At 73.9% G+C, this 17,581-nt stretch carries 17 protein-coding genes; 8 read left to right on the top strand and 9 right to left on the bottom strand.

Features of this window, described 5'->3' with window-relative positions; all coding sequences use genetic code 11:
• Position 1 precedes the first annotated feature (1 nt).
• Together MJ876_RS00815 and MJ876_RS00810 are read right to left on the bottom strand one after the other, a co-directional pair.
• Positions 2-2,734 (bottom strand): hypothetical protein, encoded by a 2,733-nt coding sequence (locus MJ876_RS00815; protein WP_240234149.1) that lies wholly within the window; start codon positions 2,732-2,734, stop codon positions 2-4.
• A gap of 54 nt (positions 2,735-2,788) precedes the next feature.
• Positions 2,789-3,994, bottom strand: coding sequence for a GAF domain-containing protein (locus tag MJ876_RS00810; RefSeq protein WP_240234148.1), 1,206 nt, complete (start codon positions 3,992-3,994; stop codon positions 2,789-2,791).
• A gap of 136 nt (positions 3,995-4,130) precedes the next feature.
• Here MJ876_RS00810 and MJ876_RS00805 point away from each other — a divergent pair, with 136 nt between their 5' ends.
• From MJ876_RS00805 to MJ876_RS00785, 5 genes are read left to right on the top strand one after another with little or no spacing between them, the layout of a single operon-like run.
• Positions 4,131-5,960 (top strand): NAD(P)/FAD-dependent oxidoreductase, encoded by a 1,830-nt coding sequence (locus tag MJ876_RS00805; RefSeq protein ID WP_240234147.1) that lies wholly within the window; start codon positions 4,131-4,133, stop codon positions 5,958-5,960.
• Entirely contained in the window at positions 5,957-7,012 is a 1,056-nt protein-coding gene (locus MJ876_RS00800; RefSeq protein WP_240234146.1) for a 2,3-butanediol dehydrogenase, read from the top strand. Before MJ876_RS00805 ends, MJ876_RS00800 begins: the two co-directional genes overlap by 4 nt.
• A gap of 48 nt (positions 7,013-7,060) precedes the next feature.
• On the top strand, positions 7,061-7,675 hold the full coding sequence (locus tag MJ876_RS00795) for a molybdopterin-dependent oxidoreductase (RefSeq protein WP_240234145.1): 615 nt from the start codon (positions 7,061-7,063) through the stop codon (positions 7,673-7,675).
• The gene (locus MJ876_RS00790) at positions 7,668-8,384 is read left to right on the top strand and encodes an FAD-binding oxidoreductase (protein ID WP_240234144.1); all 717 of its coding nucleotides are present in this window, start codon (positions 7,668-7,670) and stop codon (positions 8,382-8,384) included. Before MJ876_RS00795 ends, MJ876_RS00790 begins: the two co-directional genes overlap by 8 nt.
• Positions 8,385-8,393: 9 nt before the next feature.
• On the top strand, positions 8,394-9,149 hold the full coding sequence (locus MJ876_RS00785; protein ID WP_240234143.1) for a VOC family protein: 756 nt from the start codon (positions 8,394-8,396) through the stop codon (positions 9,147-9,149).
• Positions 9,150-9,215: 66 nt separating this feature from the next.
• Here MJ876_RS00785 and MJ876_RS00780 read toward each other — a convergent pair whose 3' ends face one another.
• The 6 genes from MJ876_RS00780 to MJ876_RS00755 all read right to left on the bottom strand — a co-directional run bounded on the left by MJ876_RS00780 (position 9,216) and on the right by MJ876_RS00755 (position 13,890).
• A complete protein-coding gene (locus tag MJ876_RS00780) occupies positions 9,216-10,535 on the bottom strand; it encodes a cytochrome P450 (protein ID WP_240234142.1) in 1,320 nt (439 codons plus the stop codon).
• 58 nt (positions 10,536-10,593) lie between these two features.
• Entirely contained in the window at positions 10,594-11,454 is an 861-nt protein-coding gene (locus MJ876_RS00775) for an endonuclease/exonuclease/phosphatase family protein (protein WP_240234141.1), read from the bottom strand.
• A gap of 70 nt (positions 11,455-11,524) precedes the next feature.
• Positions 11,525-12,340 carry a membrane protein insertase YidC gene (gene yidC, locus MJ876_RS00770; protein WP_240234140.1) on the bottom strand — a complete coding sequence of 272 codons (816 nt, stop codon included), beginning with the start codon at positions 12,338-12,340 and terminating at the stop codon, positions 11,525-11,527.
• A gap of 42 nt (positions 12,341-12,382) precedes the next feature.
• Positions 12,383-12,646, bottom strand: a complete 264-nt coding sequence (locus MJ876_RS00765) for a hypothetical protein (RefSeq protein WP_240234139.1) — start codon at positions 12,644-12,646, stop codon at positions 12,383-12,385.
• Positions 12,647-12,655: 9 nt separating this feature from the next.
• Positions 12,656-13,114, bottom strand: coding sequence for a MarR family winged helix-turn-helix transcriptional regulator (locus MJ876_RS00760; RefSeq protein ID WP_240234138.1), 459 nt, complete (start codon positions 13,112-13,114; stop codon positions 12,656-12,658).
• Positions 13,111-13,890, bottom strand: coding sequence for a sulfite exporter TauE/SafE family protein (locus tag MJ876_RS00755; RefSeq protein WP_240234137.1), 780 nt, complete (start codon positions 13,888-13,890; stop codon positions 13,111-13,113). The genes MJ876_RS00760 and MJ876_RS00755 overlap by 4 nt, the downstream gene beginning before the upstream one ends.
• Positions 13,891-14,040: 150 nt before the next feature.
• Here MJ876_RS00755 and MJ876_RS00750 point away from each other — a divergent pair, with 150 nt between their 5' ends.
• From MJ876_RS00750 to MJ876_RS00740, 3 genes are read left to right on the top strand one after another with little or no spacing between them, the layout of a single operon-like run.
• A complete protein-coding gene (locus tag MJ876_RS00750) occupies positions 14,041-15,105 on the top strand; it encodes an ABC transporter substrate-binding protein (protein WP_240234136.1) in 1,065 nt (354 codons plus the stop codon).
• The gene (locus MJ876_RS00745; RefSeq protein ID WP_240234135.1) at positions 15,102-15,944 is read left to right on the top strand and encodes an ABC transporter ATP-binding protein; all 843 of its coding nucleotides are present in this window, start codon (positions 15,102-15,104) and stop codon (positions 15,942-15,944) included. Before MJ876_RS00750 ends, MJ876_RS00745 begins: the two co-directional genes overlap by 4 nt.
• A complete protein-coding gene (locus tag MJ876_RS00740; protein ID WP_240234134.1) occupies positions 15,934-16,818 on the top strand; it encodes an ABC transporter permease in 885 nt (294 codons plus the stop codon). The genes MJ876_RS00745 and MJ876_RS00740 overlap by 11 nt, the downstream gene beginning before the upstream one ends.
• Here MJ876_RS00740 and MJ876_RS00735 read toward each other — a convergent pair.
• Complete coding sequence (locus MJ876_RS00735) at positions 16,802-17,563, bottom strand: SDR family oxidoreductase (protein ID WP_240234133.1); 762 nt, start codon at positions 17,561-17,563, stop codon at positions 16,802-16,804. The genes MJ876_RS00740 and MJ876_RS00735 overlap by 17 nt on opposite strands.
• Between the last annotated feature and the right edge of the window lie 18 nt (positions 17,564-17,581).

The raw sequence follows: 17,581 nt of genomic DNA, 5'->3' as shown, positions 1-17,581 counted from the left end.
CCTAGTCCACGACCCTGATCGTGCGCCGATCGGCCCCGATCTGGCTGCGGACGACGGCGGTCAGCTCCTCGACCCCCTCGTCCCGCCCGTCCCTGCGGGTCGGGATCGTCACGGTCACGGACGTCCTGCCCGGTCGGATCCAGTTCCCGATGTCGGTCTCACGCGTGTGGAGCGGGGTGCTCGGCGGACCGGGGCGGAAGACGTGGCGCTTCACCCACGCCGGCGGGAGGTCCCCGACCGCCAGCTGCGGACCGCGGCCGCGGGTGGGCTGAACGTTGACGTAGACGGGGTAGTTGACCGGTTCCGACAGGGTGACCGTGGCGGTGATCGCTCGTCCCTCCCGGACCTGACGGGGGGTCCTGGTCGTCGTCTCGGGGCTCGGGTCGTCGTCCTCCACGACGACCCGGCCGTCGTAGACGTCGGTCATCGCCCCCCGCACCGCGAAGGCACTGAGGTAGGCGGTCCGTCGGTCCTCGTCGTCGAGGTCGTTCGGGCGGTAGGTCAGGGGGATCGACCCCTCGGTCTGGCCGGGGGCCAGGTCGAGACGGATGCGGGACTGCTGCTCCGGTGACTGCAGGTAGGACTCCAGGCCGACGGTCAGGCGGGCGGGCCGCGTCAGGGTCCCGTCGACGGTGAAGGGCACCCGGGCCGTGGCCGGCCTCGTCCCGTCACCCTCGGTCACCCGCACCGACCCGAGGCTGACCGTGGGCGCACGGCGCTCGGGGACCGGCGCGAGCGCGGTCGGCGCCGCGGCGACGTCCAGCACCCACACGTGACCCCGGCCGTTGCGTGCGACGATGTCGACGCGGGTGATGCGCGACGCGTCCAGGCCGGGGGCCGACGACGCGTCCGCGAGGACGGTCTGCGCCCAGCGCTTGCCGACGTACCGGTCGAGGGGGAGGGCCGGGACGAGCCCGCCGCCCTGGGGCGTCACGACCACCGAGGCGCCGTCGGCGTCGGTCAGGCGCAACCGGATCCGGGCGTCGCCGACGGTGGGGTCGACGATCGTGCGCAGCTCGAGCCGGTCCTCGGAGAGGTCCAGCGGACGGCGGAGGACCATGCCGGCGCTCTGCCCCGTCGCGTCCCACGTCATCTCGAACGCCGTCCGCGGAGGCGCGTACTCGTAGCCGTCGTACCAGTGCGGCGCGTTCCCGCTGAGCCGCCGGCCGGTGCCGCAGGCGTTCGCGGACCCCTCGGCGGTCACCCCGCGGCAGAAGCGGCTCGCGGCCCCCTCCGCGAGCGCCAGGCCGGCGTCGAGCGCCGGACGGCGCAGCTCGCGGCCGCCGCCGACGGCGTGCGACTGGACCTCGGCGTCCCCGATCGAGGGGGGCACCACGGGCGACCCGTCGTACAGCGGCAGCACCTCGGCCTCGTCGCGCCCGGTGAACAGCTGGACGGCGCCGGCGACATACGCGACCCCGACCTTGCGCTGCTCCCCCGCGCTCAGCCGGGTCGGCGAGCTCTTGCCGCAGACCTCGTTGCCCTTCCCGCCGCCGAACCAGTCGTCGATCGCGGGCGCCACGGCGATCCCCGGCGTCCACTCGGTGTTGAAGAAGTTGTGGTTGGCGCCCTGGACGAGCACGGAGCTCTTCAGCGACGTGTCGTCGCCGAGACCGAGGTCGCGCGAGGAGTCCGTGAACCGCTGGCCCTGGAGGTCGTAGACGTCGCCGTCGCAGTAGGGCAGCACCGTCACGGTCGGGACGTACGGCGCGGTCTGCGTCCCGAAGTCGGTCGGCGCGAGCAGCACCTGCCCGGCGATCCGGTACGGCGCGTCGAGCGGGACCTGGATCGACGCACGGTCGACCCCTTCACCGCCGCGGCTGTGCCCGACGAGCACGACCCGGTCGAGGTCGACCTGGCGCTCGGCGGCCATCTCGGCCCAGTGGTCGAGGTGGCGCTGCACGATCGCGGCGCGCGCGTCCGCGCCCCCGTCGGCGAGGCGGAAGTCCTGCGCGTTGATGCCGTTGACCCGGATCGACACCGTCGCGTAGCCCTGCGAGGCCAGTCGGCGCTGCAGGTAGTCGTACCCGAGCTGGCTCGGAATCTCCTCGAACGGCGCCGGGCAGGGCCACTGCCCGGTGTACGCGTCGGGCTTGTCCGGCCGGTAGCAGACCGAGTGGCGACCGTGGAGGAACAGCACCAGCGGCCGGGGCCCGGTGGCCGCGTCGGCCGTGGGCTCGACGGTGTGGCCGACCATCTCGATCGGCTGCCGCATCCCCGGCAGCTTCACCGGGTCGAGCTCGTAGTCGTCGGTGACCACGTCGAACTCACCGGGCGCGGCCGGGTCCACCGCCGTCTGCGTCGTACGACGGGGGGCCGGGGTCGCCGCCGACCCCGGAGCCGCCTCGCTCAGCGCGTCGACGCCGGGCTCGTCGAGCCGGTCACCGGAGAGCACGACGTCGAGCTCGTCGACGTCCGGCTCGCCCCCGGAGCGGACCGACGCGACGACGGTCCTGCCGTCGGCCTCGACGGTCGGGACGCCCACCGGCCCGTCGGGGCCCGTGACGGTCGGCCGGTCGGAGGTCAGCGGGAACCGCCGCGGCGAGGTCCACGACACCTCCCACGCCCCACCACCGAGCGGGGTGACGCTCCACCGGCTGCCGCCCGGCGCGGCCCCGGGACCGGCCGGGTCGGGCTCGGCCGAGGCCACCGGACCCGCGGTCAGGGTGAGCGCCGCGGCGAGGGCGACGGTGGCGGCGGCACGGAGCCGTCCGGGGCGGGGGTGACGGCTCATCGGGGCTCCTGTCGGTCGGTGCCGGCGAAGCCGATCACGCCGAGGCTGCGTCTGTCACCCCTGCTGGCGGACCGCCAGGTGAACACCGTCCGCCACCCGGTACGGCGACGTCGCGACGAGCGCGCCGGCCACGCGGCGCAGGCGCGAGACCTCGGCGCGGACGGTGACCTGGTGCTCGTCGTCGCCGTACAGCCGGCGGGAGAGGTCGGCCGCGGTCAGACCGGCCGGCCCGGCCGCGTGCAGGGCGCGCAGCAGCGTCTCGTGCCGTGGGGAGAGCGGGGTGCTCCACCCGTCGGCCTCGCCGGTGCCGTCGACCTCGAGGACGGCGCGGCCGTCGCGCCGCACGATCCGCGCGGTCACCGCGAGGCGCTCGCCGCGGGGCCGGACCAGCCAGCCCTGGGCCAGCCGCTCGGGCAGGCAGAGCCCGAGGCCGGGGACGGCGAGGGCGCGGTGCTCGCTGGGGACGGCGATGCGGTCGCGGACGGTGACGCCGGAGTGGTGGGCGACCCAGCCGTGGTCGTCGACGAGGAGGTGGGGCCCGGAGACGCCGGCGAGCACGTGCTCGGCGGAACGGCGCAGGCCGCGCAGGCGTTCCTCGTGGCGGTGCAGCAGCTGCGCCTCGGCGAGCCGGGTGGCGGTGTCGACGAGCGCGACGAGCGCCGGGTGCAGGGTGAGCGCGGGGCCGCTGACGTCGACGATGCCGAGCAGCGCCCCGGTGCGGGGGTCGTGGACGGGCGCCGCGGTGCAGTACCAGGGGTGCTGGTCGGTCTCGAAGTGCTCGGCGGAGAAGAGCTGGACGGGCGCCTGCTCGGCGAGCGCGGTCCCGATGGCGTTGGTGCCGACCTGGCCCTCGGTCCACGCCGAGCCCTCGAGGAAGCCGAGGCGGTCGGCCTGGCGCAGCACGCCGGGAGAGCCCTCCCGCCACAGGATGACGCCGTCCGCGTCGGTGACGACGACGATGAAGTGGGCGGCGTCCGCGACGCTGGTCAGCACCGAGCGGATCTCGTCGACGACCAGCGCGAGGGGCGACGTCCGACGGCGGCGCTCGAGCTCGGCGGCCGCCACCGGGCCGCGGGGGTTCGTCTGGCTCGGGTCGAGGCCGAGGTCCAGCACGCGCTGCCAGGAGCGGGTCACGACCGGCCGGGGCCCGGCGGCCTGCGCGGAGCCGCCCATGAACGCGTCGTGGACCCGGCGCAGCGAGCGGGCGTGCAGGTCGAGGTCGACCCCCGGCCCCACCGCCGCCGTCGCGCCCACCGTCATGGGCGGAGCCTACGTCGCCCGTGTGATCGGGACCACAGACCGAAGGGCCGGGATTGCAACGCGTTGCAACCCTTCCGTCCCGTCCCCGTGGGGGGTTGTGTGAGCCCGACCACACGACCACCCGCGAGGGAGACCCATGACCGAGACCCTGGAGCGCCCGACCAGCGAGGGCACGGCCGACGACCGGGCGAACGCCTGGCTGTCGGGCTTCGAGGACGCCCTGACGTCCGGCGACGTCGAGCGCGCCTCGCACATGTTCGCCGCCGAGAGCTACTGGCGCGACCTGATCGCCTTCACCTGGAACATCGCCACCGTCGAGCACCCGGCCGGGGTCGCCGACCTGCTGAACGGCACGCTGGAGAACACGCGCCCGACCGGCTGGGCCACCACCGAGCCCGCCACCGAGGCGGACGGCGTCGTCACCGCCTGGATCGGCTTCGAGACCTCGGTCGGACGCGGCTGGGGCCTGCTCCGCCTCGTCCAGGAGGACGGCGAGGACAAGGCCTTCACGCTGCTGACCTCGATGTACGAGCTGAAGGGCCACGAGGAGCCCCGCGGCACCCACCGTCCGATGGGCGCCGAGCACGGCGCCAACAAGCAGCGGAAGACCTGGGCCGAGCAGCGCCAGGAGGAGGCCGAGACGCTGGGGACGACGACCCAGCCGTACGTCCTCGTCATCGGCGGCGGCCAGGGCGGCATCGCCCTCGGCTCCCGGCTCCGGCAGCTCGGCGTCCCCAGCCTCGTCATCGACAAGCACCCCAAGCCGGGCGACCAGTGGCGCAGCCGCTACAAGAGCCTCTGCCTGCACGACCCGGTCTGGTACGACCACCTGCCGTACCTGAAGTTCCCCGACAACTGGCCGGTGTTCGCGCCGAAGGACAAGATCGGCGACTGGCTCGAGTCGTACGTGACGATCATGGAGGTCCCGTACTGGTCCTCGACCAAGGCGCTCTCGGCGCAGTGGAACGAGGCGAAGGGCGAGTGGACCGTCGAGGTCGAGCGGGAGGGCCAGACCTACCAGCTGACCCCGAAGCACGTCGTCTTCGCGACCGGCATGTCCGGGCGCCCGCGCATGCCCGAGGTGGAGGGCGTCGACGTGTTCGCCGGCGACGTGCACCACTCCTCCGCCCACCCCGGCCCGGACGCCTACCGGGGCAAGAAGGCCGTCGTCATCGGCTCCAACAACTCCTCCTTCGACATCTGCGGGGCGCTGTGGGAGAACGACGTCGACGTCACGATGGTGCAGCGCAGCTCGACGCACATCGTGAAGTCCGACTCGCTGATGGACATCGGCCTCGGTGACCTCTACTCGGAGCGGGCGCTCGAGGCGGGGATGACGACCGAGAAGGCCGACATGACCTTCGCGTCGCTGCCCTACCGGATCCTGCACCGGTTCCAGATCCCCGCCTACGAGCAGATGGCCGAGCGGGACAAGGACTTCTACTCCCGTCTCGAGGCGGCCGGCTTCGACCACGACTGGGGCGACGACGGCTCCGGGCTGTTCATGAAGTACCTGCGCCGCGGCTCCGGCTACTACATCGACGTGGGCGCCGCCGAGCTCGTCGCGAACGGGGACGTGAAGCTGGCGAAGGGCCAGATCTCGCACCTGACCGAGGACGCCGTCGTCCTCACCGACGGCACGGAGCTGCCGGCCGACCTCGTCGTGTTCGCGACCGGCTACAACTCGATGAACGGGTGGGTCGCCGAGATCGTCGACCAGGAGACCGCGGACCGCCTCGGCAAGTGCTGGGGCCTCGGCTCCGACACGACCAAGGACCCGGGCCCCTGGGAGGGCGAGCAGCGCAACATGTGGAAGCCGACGCAGGTCGAGAACCTGTGGATGCACGGCGGCAACCTCCACCAGTCGCGCCACTACTCGCTCTACCTCGCGCTGCAGCTGAAGGCGCGCTTCGAGGGCATCGACACCCCGGTGTGGGGCAAGCAGGAAGTGCACCACACCTCATGAGGGCCGCCCGGTTCCACGCCCGCGGCGACGTGCGCGTCGACGACGTCCCCGAGCCCGCGACGACGCCCGGGACCGTCAAGGTCGAGGTGGAGTGGTGCGGCATCTGCGGCACCGACCTGCACGAGTACCTGGAGGGGCCGATCTTCGCGCCCACCCAGGAGGCGCCCCACCCCCTCACCGGGGAGGGTGCGCCGATCGTGCTCGGCCACGAGTTCGCCGGGGTCGTCGCCGAGCTCGGTGACGGCGTCACCGACCTGCGGGTGGGGGACCGGGTGGTCGTCGAGCCGTACATCGTGTGCGGGCGCTGCGACGCCTGTCAGCAGGGGCGCTACAACGTCTGCGCCACGCTCGGGTTCGTCGGGCTCTCCGGCGGGGGCGGCGGGTTCTCGCAGCACGTCGTCGCGGAGCGCCGCTGGATCCACCCCCTCGGCGAGCTGGGCACCGACGTCGGCGCGCTGGTCGAGCCGTTGGCGGTGGCGTACCACGCCGTCCGACTCTCGGGGGCGCAGCCGTCGCACTCGGCGGTCGTGTTCGGGGCGGGTCCGATCGGGCTGGTCACGACCGCGTCGCTCAAGGCCGTCGGGGTCGAGGAGGTGATCGTCGTCGAGCCCGCGCGTGCCCGGAAGGAGAAGGCCCACGGTGCCGGCGCCGACCACGTGCTCGACCCGCGGGAGACGGACGTCGTCGAGGCGGTGGCCGAGCTGACGAAGGGGCGCCGCGCCGACGTGTCGTTCGAGTGCGCGGGGATCGACCAGGTGCTGGCCACCGCCATCCGGTCGACCCGGGCCGGCGGGACCTGCGTCAACGTCGCCATCTGGGGCCACGAGGCAACCGTCGCGATGAACGACCTCGTCTTCAACGAGGTCGCCGTCCGCGGCAGCCTGGCCTACTGCGACGACCACACCGACACGATCGCGCTGATCGCCGACGGCAAGGTCGACCCGTACCAGTTCATCACCGGACGCATCGGCCTCGACGACATCGTCGAGAAGGGCTTCCGCGAGCTGATCGACAACAAGGAGGAGAACGTGAAGATCCTGGTCAGTCCCTGACCGGCCGCACCTCGCACGGACGGTTGCCGGGCACGGGAGGATGGTCCCGTGCCCGTCACCCGTGGATTCACCGGACGCCGCCGGCCCGTCTCCCGCGAGGGCCGGCTGCCCCCGGGCCAGCACGACGTCGGCGACGGGTGGCCCGTCCTCACCGCCGAGGCCGAGCCGCACCTGCGCGACGACCAGGTCTCGCTGACGGTCGGCGGCCTCGTCACCTCGACCACCACGTGGTCGCTCGCCGACCTGCAGGCGCTGCCGCACTCGACGTACGCCGGGGACATCCACTGCGTCACCAGCTGGTCGAAGCTGGGCACCCGCTTCACCGGCGTCTCGCTCGACCTTCTCCTCGAGGCGGCCGGGCCGCTGGAGCGTGCGGCGTACGTCGTCGCCGAGTCGGTCACCGGCTACACGACGAACCTGCCGCTGGAGCACGTCACCGGTGGCCGCGCGTGGGTGGTCTGGGACCACGAGGGCCGTCCACTGCCGCCCGAGCACGGCGGGCCGCTGCGGCTGCTCGTGCCGCACCTCTACTTCTGGAAGTCCGCGAAGTGGGTGTCGCGGATCGAGCTCACCGAGGTCGACCGGCCCGGGTTCTGGGAGCGGTACGGCTACCACGACCTCGGGGACCCCTGGACCGAGCAGCGGTACGTCGGGGATGCCTGACGCCCCGCTCGCCGGGACCCCGGAGATCCCCGGCGCGTGGACGACCGGCACGCTCGTCGACGTCCGGCGCGACGGGAGGCTGGCCTACCTGCGACTCGCCCTCGAGACCCCGTTCACGCACGCCGCGGGCCAGCACTGCGTCGTCCGGCTGCGTGCCGAGGACGGCTACACCGCCCAGCGGTCCTACTCCATCGCCTCCGCCCCCGGCGACGACCACCTCGAGCTCTGCGTCGAGGTGATGCCGGACGGCGAGGTGTCCGGCCACCTGCACGACGAGGCGCGGGTCGGCGACACGGTCGAGGTCCGCGGGCCGATCGGGCGCTGGTTCACCTGGGGCGGGCGGACGCCGAGCATCGCCGTCGTCGGCGGCACCGGCGTGGTCCCTGTCGTCTCGATGCTCCGGCACGCCCGCACGCTCGGGACGGGCGAGCGGCTGCGGGTGGTCGCGGTGACGCGCACCCTCGCCGAGCTGCCGTACGCCGACGAGCTGCTCGCCCACGGCGCCTTCGTCGCGACGACCCGGGAGAACCGGGGCGATCGCGTGGCCGCCACCCCCTATCCGGACGAGGTCGCGCCCCTCGCCGCGGGCGTGGAGCGCGCCTACGTGTGCGGCTCCCCCGGCTTCGCGTCGTACGGCGTGCGGCTGCTCGGGGAGGTCGGGGTGCGCAAGGACATCATCCGGGTGGAGCAGTTCGGGCCGACGGGGTGAGGATGGGCCATGGTCTGCGACCTGGCCGCCCTGACGTTCGTCTCGCCCGACCCCGAGCGCCTCGCGGCGTTCTGGGGCGGTCTGCTGGGTGAGCAGGTGACCACCGTGCGCGGCGCCCCCGGGCTGGCCGGGCCGGACGGCGTCGGATTCGCCGTCCGGTACGTCGCCTCCGCCGAGCCGAAGCGGGGACCGAACCAGATGCACCCCGACCTCAAGTCCCGCTCCCTCGCCGAGCAGGACGCGGCGGTCGAGCGCGCCCTCGCGCTGGGTGCGCGGCACCTCGACGTCGGGCAGGGCCCCGACGCCGAGCACGTCGTCCTGGCGGACCCGGACCGCAACGAGCTCTGCGTCCTCGAGCCCGGCGGCTCCTTCCTCGCCGGCTGCCCGTTCTTCAGCTCGCTGGCCGGCGACGGTCTCGCCGGGGTCGGACGGTTCTGGCGCGACGCGCTCGGCTGGGCGCTGGTCTGGGACGTCGACGGCGAGACCGCCGTCCAGCACCCCGACGGCGGGCCCAAGCTCACCTGGGGCGGGGAGCCGGTGGCACCGAAGCACGGCGTCAACCGCCTGCACCTCGACCTGGTGCCGCGTCCGCCGTCCACGGTCCCCGACGAGGTCGACCGGCTGGTGTCGCTGGGAGCGACCCCCGCCCCGGCCCTGTGCCCCGACGGCGTGGGCCTCGCCGACCCGGGCGGGAACGAGCTGTGCGTGGTGTCGCCCGCCGTCGCTCACCACGCTGGGGAGGTGAGCCCTCGGGTAGCGCGGTGAGCCCACCCCGCCAGGCTGCGGTCGGCCCACCCAGCGTGGTGAGCGGCGCGGCCCGCACACCCCAGGTCAGCCCAGCGCGACGGGCAGCGTGGACCACCCGCGCAGGATGCGCGTCCGGCGGCGGTGGCGGCCGGGGCGGAGCGTGAGATCGGGGTAGCGCTCGACGAGGGCGCGGAGGCCGACCTCGCCCTCCATCCGGGCGAGGGCGGCGCCGAGGCAGTAGTGGCGGCCCGACGAGAACGAGACGTGGTCGCGGGCGTTGGGGCGCGCGACGTCGAAGACGTCGGGGTGCTCGAAGACGTCGGGGTCGCGGTTGGCGCCGGCCAGGAAGGTGGTGAGCACCTCGCCGCGGCCGATGCGTCGCCCCGCGACGGTGGTGTCGCGGGCGGCGACGCGTCCCGTCAGCAGGACCGGTGGGTCGATCCGCAGGACCTCGTCGACCGCGTTGGGCCACAGGTCCGGCTCGGCCCGCAGCCGCTCGAGCTGGTCGGGGTGCTCGTGCAGCAGCACGGTGCCGTTGCCGAGCAGGTTCACGGTGGTCTCGAACCCGGCCGCCAGGACGAGCCCGGCGGTCGCCTCGAGCTCGGCGTCGGTGAGGCCCACGCCGTCCTCCTGCTCGGCGACCAGCCTGCTCAGGAGGTCGTCGCCCGGCTGGTCGCGCAGCGCCGCGAGGTGGGCGGCGAGCCAGTCGCGGAAGGCGGCGAGGGACCGCTCCACGTGGAGGAACTCGCGGTAGCCGAGCCCGATGTCCAGGCTCGGCGCGGCCGCGGCGCCGAACTCGAGCACCCGCTCGCGCTCGGAGGCCGGGACGCCCAGGATCTCCGCGATCACGGTCACCGGGAGCAGGGCGCAGTAGCGCTCGACCAGGTCGACCTCGCCGCGCGCGTCGGCGTGCGAGCCGAGCTCGTCGAGCAGCTGGGCGGCGATCTCCTCGGTGCGCGCGCGGAGAGCCTCGACCGCCCTCACCGAGAAGACGCGGGTGACGAGCTTGCGGTAGCGCGTGTGGGACGGCGGCTCGCTGACCAGCAGGGACGGCGGCTGCAACGGTCCGAGCTGGTTCGGGTCCTTCGCCCAGGCGCCGACCCGGCGGAACGGACCCTGCTCGATGTCGAAGACGCCGGTGGCGAAGTCGCTGCTGCCGAGCACCTCCCTGACCGTGGGCAGGGAGGCCGTCAGCGTCACGAACTTCGCCCGGTACAGCGGGCCGTCGGCGCGGGCGGCCTCCGCGATCTCCTGCAGCCGGGTCTCGCTGGCGGACACGTCGTGGTCCAGCAGCTGGCCCTGCAGGTCACCCCGCCGGCCGGCGGCGCGCATGGCCCGGCTCGGCAGCGCGTGGCCCAGGACCCACCGGGCCGTCGGGCGGAGGTGGGTGTCGACCGGGCTCATGGTCCAGTCCTACCGTGAACGGTCGTGCTCCGACAGTGACGTGCGCCTCGTCGGCGGCTCACTTGCGGCGGACGGTCGTCCACAGCTGGTCGTGGTCGCTGTGCGGGGCGTCGACGACCTTGTCGCGCACCAGGCGCCACTGCCACGACACGAAGCCGTAGTCGAACTTCGCCGTGCCGAGGGTGGGCTCGCCGTCGCGGCCGCAGCAGCCGTCGGACTCGGTGTAGATGCCGTCGGCGCCGCTGCCGTACGCGGGGCGGTACATCGGGTCGAGCGTGTCCGCCTGGGGCTGGTCGTTGAAGTCGCCCCCGACGTACGTCGCGAAGCCCCGCCGCACGTAGCCCCGGGTGACCGCGGCGACGCGACGCGCCTGGGCCTCGCGGTCGAAGCCCCGGTCGCGCTCGGCGGTGAGGTGGGTCGAGCAGGCCGCGATCCGAGAGCTGCGCCGGCTCACGCAGACGAGCTCGCGGGAGCCCTCGCTGGCGGGCAGGTCGACGCGACGCCGGGTGACCGGCCCGTTGCGGATGAGGACGGCGTTGCCGAACCACACCCCGCCGGGGCAGGCCCGGCCCTTGCCGAAGAACTCGACCCGGTAGCCCGTGAGCCGCCGGTCGACGGCGCGGGCCTGGTTGCCGCAGATCTCGTTCAGCGCACCGGCGTACGGCTTGTTGCGGCGGATGGACCGCACGAGGTCGCCGGCGACCGGGTCCACGCGGCCGTTGTTGCCCTGGGTGCGCCCGGCGACGTTGTGGGCGAGGAACGTGACCGTCGAGCCCGCGACCGGCTCGTCGACGGCGGGCTCGCCGGACGAGGCGGGGACGCCGACGGCGGCCGAGGCGGGCGGCGGGAGGAGCAGGCCGGCTGCCGCGACGACGGCGAGGAGGGGGGCGAGGGGGCGGAGGCGTCGTACCGAGGTCACCTCCCCCACCCTGCCCCACCCCCGGTCACGCCCGGGGCAGAACCCCGAAGCCCGGGGCCCGGGCCGGGCCTCAGGCCCGCGCGGCGGTCCTGGCCTCGAGCCGCCCGGCGGCCTGCGACCCCGGGGTGGGGAACCAGCGCCACACGACCGCCGACTGCGCCATCGTCCAGACCTGGCTGCACACCCAGTAGACGAGCAGCGCGACCGGGACGACGCCGCCCGCGAGCAGCATCCCGCCGGCGGAGACGAGCGGCATGATGTTCTGCACGGTCACCATGACCTCGGGGGCGTCGGTCAGCACGGTGTTCTGCCGCACCAGCCACCGCTGGGTCGCGTACGACAGCAGGGCGGCGGTCGCCGCGAGGCCGGCCACGACGGCGAGGTGCGCCACGCCCTCGCCGAGGTAGCCGGTGTCCGCGAGCGGGACCCCGGCGATGGTGGCCTCCCGCAGCGACGCGACCTGGGCGGCGTCCATGAGGCCGACCTGCTGGCCGCGGGCCAGGTTGGCGAGCAGGTGGTAGAGCGCGATCCAGACGGGGATCTGCACGAGCAGCGGCAGGCAGCCCCACCGCGAGACGCCGTGCTCCTCGGTGATGCGGCGCCGCTCCTCCATGAACTCCCGCGCGGCCTTCGGGTCGCCGGAGCGCTCCTTGAACCGCTTCTGGAGCTCGGCGAGGTGGGGCCGGGCGCGGGCGTTGGCGTGGGCGAGCCGGACGCCGTGCACCGCGATGGGCAGCACGAGCGTGCGCACGACGACCACGACGGCGGCGATGCAGAGCACCCAGGTGGCGCCGGAGTCCGGGTCGGCGCCGAGGGCGGTGAGGCCGTCGTGGGTGGTGGCCACCACGGCGGCCAGGGCATGGGAGACGGGGTCGAGCAGGGACACGGTGGTGCTCCAGGGGTGGGTCGGGACGGGGCCTGAGGTGACTCAGGCCGTCCCGGGAGCACGCGGGCGCAGCGGGTGGGCGTCGGGGTCGGTCACCCGCCCGCGCACCAGCGGCGCATCGTCGTACGGCGCCCGCGGCGGGCGGCTGACGCCCGGCAGGTGGAGCACGACGCGCCCGGCCCCGCCGGTGCAGAGCGCGGCCAGGGCGAGGGCGAGGACCGCGGCGGGCAGCGACGGCAGCGTCGGCTCCGCCAGGACCGTCAGGGACGGCACCAGCGCGAGCAGCACGCCCATCACCACGGTCACGAGCCGATCCTAGGTCACGTCGCCGCCGGCCGCGGGCTCCGCGAGGACGCCGACGAACGCCTCGAGGAGCCGCCGCAGCGCCCGGGGGTCGCCGTCGGGGGCCACCTCGTCGGCCAGCGCCTGGACCCGGGCGTCGAGCCGGACGACCTCACGGTGGGCGAGGGCGAGCAGCTCCTGGCCCCGGGGGGTGAGCCACCACGCCTGCGCGCGGCCCGGGGCGGAGGTGCGGGTGACGAGGTCGTCGGCCTCCATCGACCGCAGCAGGACGTGCGTCGACTGGCGCGAGACGTACGCCGCCCGCGCGACGTCCGCCCCGGAGCACCCGGGCTCGCGGTCGAGGTGGAGCAGGCAGGAGTACTGCGCGACGCTCAGCCCGAGCGGGCGCACCACCGCGTCGGTGGCGGCCCGCAGCGCGACGGCCGCCTCCCGCAGCGACGCGCCGAGCCCGGCGTCGACGGTGTCGGTCATCGGCCGAGCACCGCCTGGACGACGTACAGCACCGACAGCGAGATCGCGAGGACGCCGAGCAGGTCCTTGAGGCGCCGCTCGGGCACGTGGGGCTGCAGGCGGGCTCCGCAGTAGCCGCCGACGAGACCGCCGAGGCCGGCGGCGACCCCGAGGCTCCAGTCGGGCGCGATGGTGTCGGTGCTGCCCAGCGCGAGGACCGCGAAGGCGACGACCCCGGCGATCGAGGTGAGGAAGGTGCCCGCGAGCGCCGCGGGGGCGACGACGGCCATCGCCATCCCGGAGCCGGCGAGCAGGGGTGCCAGCAGCGAGCCACCCCCGACGCCGTACAGGCCGCCGACGGTGCCGGTGGCGAAGCCGAGGGCGACGATCGTCCGCCGCCCGTAGCCGGAGCCCGTGGGCCGGGGCGCACGCCGTCGCAGGACCAGCAGGCCCGTCGGCAGCAGCACCGCGGCGGCGATGAGCCGGAAGACGGTCGGGTCGCTGGCGACGTGGACCCGCAGGACGGCGCCGAGGACGACGCCGGGCAGCGAGCCGGCGACGATCGCGGAGACCAGCGGGCGGTCGAGCTGCTTCTGCCGCACGTAGCGGACCAGCGCGCCCGGGCCCGACACCACGTTGTAGAGCAGGTTCGTCGGGGTCAGGCGGGGGTTGGGCACCTCGAGCACCGTGAGCTGCACGGGCAGCAGGAACACCGCCCCGGAGACGCCGGCGGGGCTGGTCACCACGGCGATCAGGAAGCCCGCGACGAGACCGATCGCATCGCGCTGCCAGTCCACGCCTTCACCCCTGCCCATCGGATCGCGCCACGCCAATGACCACAGTGCGGCGTAACTCCATTATCTATGTAGGCTTACCCTATCGGTGCCGGCTCGGGCCCGGCTCGTCCCCTGCACGGCGCAGTGCCGTCTGAACCTCGAAGGATGTCCATGCGAAAGACCACGCCCGCCCGCCTCACGGCCCTCGCCCTCGTCGCAGCCGCCGGGCTGACCGGTTGCGCCGAGGCCACCACCGGTGGCGACGGCGACGACTCGACGCAGGAGGTGCTGATCGGCTACTTCCCGAACATCACCCACGCCACGGCGATCGTGGCCGAGCAGGAGGGCTACTTCGACGAGCAGCTCGCGGAGGTCGACGCGGAGCCCGGTTACCAGCAGTTCAACTCCGGCACGGACGCCTACCAGGCCGTGCAGGACGGCTCGCTGGCCATGAGCTTCATCGGCCCCGGCCCCGCCCTGACCGCGTTCGTGCAAGGCCCCGACTCCGTGCGCGTCGTCTCCGGCGCGGCCTCCGGTGGCGCCGCCCTGGTCGTCCAGGACGACATCCAGGACCTGGCGGACCTCGAGGGCGAGCGCGTCGCCACCCCGAGCCTCGGCAACACCCAGGACGTCGCGGCCCGCGCGTACTTCCTCGAGGAGGGCTACGAGACCGACCTCGAGGGCGGCGGTGACATCAACATCGTCCCGACCGACAACCCGGTCGCGGTCAACGAGTTCCGCGACGGCAACATCGCCGGCGCCTGGGTGCCCGAGCCCTGGGCCAGCATCCTCGTGGCCGAGGGCGGCCGCGTGCTCGTCGACGAGGCCGACATCTGGCCCGAGACCGACGGCCAGTTCGTCACCACCCACCTGCTGGTCAACGCCGAGTTCCTCGAGGAGAACCCCGACCAGGTCAAGGCCGTCCTGAAGGCCACCGTGGCCGCCAACGACTTCATCGAGACGGAGTCCGACACCGCGCGCGACGAGGTCGGCGCGCGCGTGACCGAGCTGACCGACGCCCCGATCGAGCCCGAGGTGCTCGCCGACGCGTGGGACAACCTCACCTTCACCAACGACCCGATCGCGCCCTCGCTCGAGCAGGACGCCGTGGACGCCGGCGAGGTCGAGCTGCTCGACGGTCTGGACGACGCCCCGCCGGTCACCGACATCTACGACCTGACCCTCCTCAACGAGGTCCTGTCGGAGAACGGTGACGAGGAGGTGCCGGCTCCGTGAGCACGGTCTCGAGCAGCCAGGCGAGCTCGACCGGCAGCAGGGCCGGCAGCTCCGCCGGCACCGCCTCCGCCGGAGCCCAGCAGCGCGCGGACCGCGGCGTCGCGGTCGACATCCGCGGCGTCTCCAAGGTGTTCGGCAGCGGCGCGGAGGAGGTCGTCGCCCTGAAGGACGTCGACCTCTCCGTCGCCGCGGGCGAGTTCGTCTGCCTGCTCGGGGCCAGCGGGTGCGGCAAGTCGACGCTGCTGAACCTCGTGGCGGGCCTCGACAAGCCGACGTCCGGCACCGTCGACACCCACGGCAAGCGGATCGCCTTCATGTTCCAGGAGGCGACCCTCTTCCCGTGGCTGACGCTCGCGCAGAACGTCGACCTGGCGCTGCGCCTGAACAACGTGCCGAAGGCGGAGCGCAAGCCCCGGGTGGAGGAGCTCCTCACGAAGGTCCGCCTCGGCGGCCGGGGCCACCGCCGTCCGCACGAGCTCTCCGGCGGCATGCGTCAGCGCGGCGCCCTGGCGCGCGTGCTGGCGCAGGACGCCGACATCGTCCTGATGGACGAGCCGTTCGCGGCGCTCGACGCCATGACCCGCGACGCGATGCACGACGAGATCGAGTCGCTGTGGTCCGAGCTCGGGCTCACGGTGATGTTCGTGACGCACAACGTCCGCGAGGCCGCGCGTCTCTCGGACCGCACCGTGCTCATGGAGTCGGGCCCGGGCCGGGTCAAGCAGGTCTACCCGGTGAACCTGCCCCGCCCCCGCCACCTCGACGACCCGCACCTGACCGAGCAGGCCGCCCACATGACCGACGAGCTGAAGACGGAGGTGGCCCGGCATGTCCGCTGACGTCACCGAGCGACCCACCACCACCCCGCCGGTCGGGAAGGAGCCGGGCGCCCGCAGCGCGGCCACGCCCAGCCGCGGCAAGGAGGTGTTCGACGCCGTCTGGCCGAAGGTCGCCGCCGTGGTGATCGTGCTGATCATCTGGCAGGTGCTCTACTCGTCGGGCTGGAAGCCGGACTACCGGTTCGCCTCCCCGGCCGACACCTTCGAGCGCCTGTGGTTCGTCGCCACCGGCAACGGCCCGTTCAACTTCTGGATGGGCGTGCAGAACACCGTCATGCGCGGCGTGCAGGGCTTCCTGCTGTCGCTCGTGATCGGCACCGCGCTCGGCATCGCGGTCTCGCAGTGGAAGCCGCTGCGCAACGCCATCGGCGCGATGATCACGGGCCTGCAGACGATGCCCTCGATCGTGTGGTTCCCGTTCGCGATCCTGATCTTCGGGCTCGACAGCGCCGCGATCTACTTCGTGATCCTCATGGGCGCCATCCCCTCGATCGCGAACGGCATCATCTCCGGCATCGACGACGTGCCCCCGGCGTACCTGCGGGCCGGGCACATGCTCGGCGCGCGGGGCTGGCGCCGCTACCGGTACGTCGTCATCCCGGCCGCGCTCCCGTCGTACGTCGCGGGGCTCAGCCAGGGCTGGGCGTTCGCGTGGCGCGGCCTGCTCGCCGGCGAGATCATCGTGTCGATCCCGGAGGTGCCCGCGCTGGGCACCCAGCTCAACCAGGCGGCCACGAACGGTCAGTCGTCGAACCTGCTCGCCCTCATGATCGTCATCCTCGTCCTGGGCATGCTGGCGTCGTTCGTCTTCTCGTCGCTGGCCAACACCATCCGCGCCCGCCGCGGCCTGACGGGGTTCACCGCCTCGCGCTGAGACCCGGCACCACCAGCACCGCCCGCATCAGCATCTCGTTGATGCCGTGGCGGCGGGGGCGGGTGACCATGAAGACGATCGAGTCGGCGACGTCCGACGCCTCGAGCGCCTCGAGCTCGCCGAAGTCGCGGTCGCTGGTCATGTCGGTGACGACGAAACCGGGCTCGATGATGCCGACCCGGACCTGCTGGGGACCCAGCTCGAGGCGCAGCGCCTCGCAGAACGCCCCGACGGCGTGCTTCGTCGCGGCGTACACGTTCGACGTCGCCTTCGGGACCCGCCGGCCGCTGGCCGAGCTGATGGTCACCAGGTCGGCGATGCCGCGCTCGCCCCGGGCGGCGGCGACCAGGTGCGGCAGCGCCGCGTGGCTGACGTGCAGGACGCCGTGCAGGTTGACGTCGACCATCGTGTGCCACTCGTCGAGGTCGGCGTCCGCGGCCAGGCTCATCGAGCCGACGCCCGCGTTGTTGACGAGGACGTCGATCCCGCCGAGGTCCTCGGCCACCTGCGCGACGGTGTCGCGGACCGCGGCGGCGTCCGTGACGTCGACCTGGTACGCCGTCGCCGACGGCCCGATGTCGGCCGCGATGTCCTCGAGGAGGTCGGTGCGTCGCGCGAGCAACGCCACCCTCGCTCCCTCCGCGGCCAGCGCCCGGGCCGTCGCCTCGCCGATGCCGCTCGACGCGCCGGTCACCGCCGCGCGCACCCCGGCCAGCCGGCCGCCCTCTGGTCCCTTCGTGCTCATCCCGCCATGCTGGCACGG

Origin of the sequence: Nocardioides sp. CFH 31398, from assembly GCF_022436705.1 — a bacterium.
Lineage (GTDB): Bacteria > Actinomycetota > Actinomycetes > Propionibacteriales > Nocardioidaceae > Nocardioides.
Note: the sequence above shows the minus strand (reverse complement) of the source record. Positions and strands in the feature narration are given on the sequence as shown.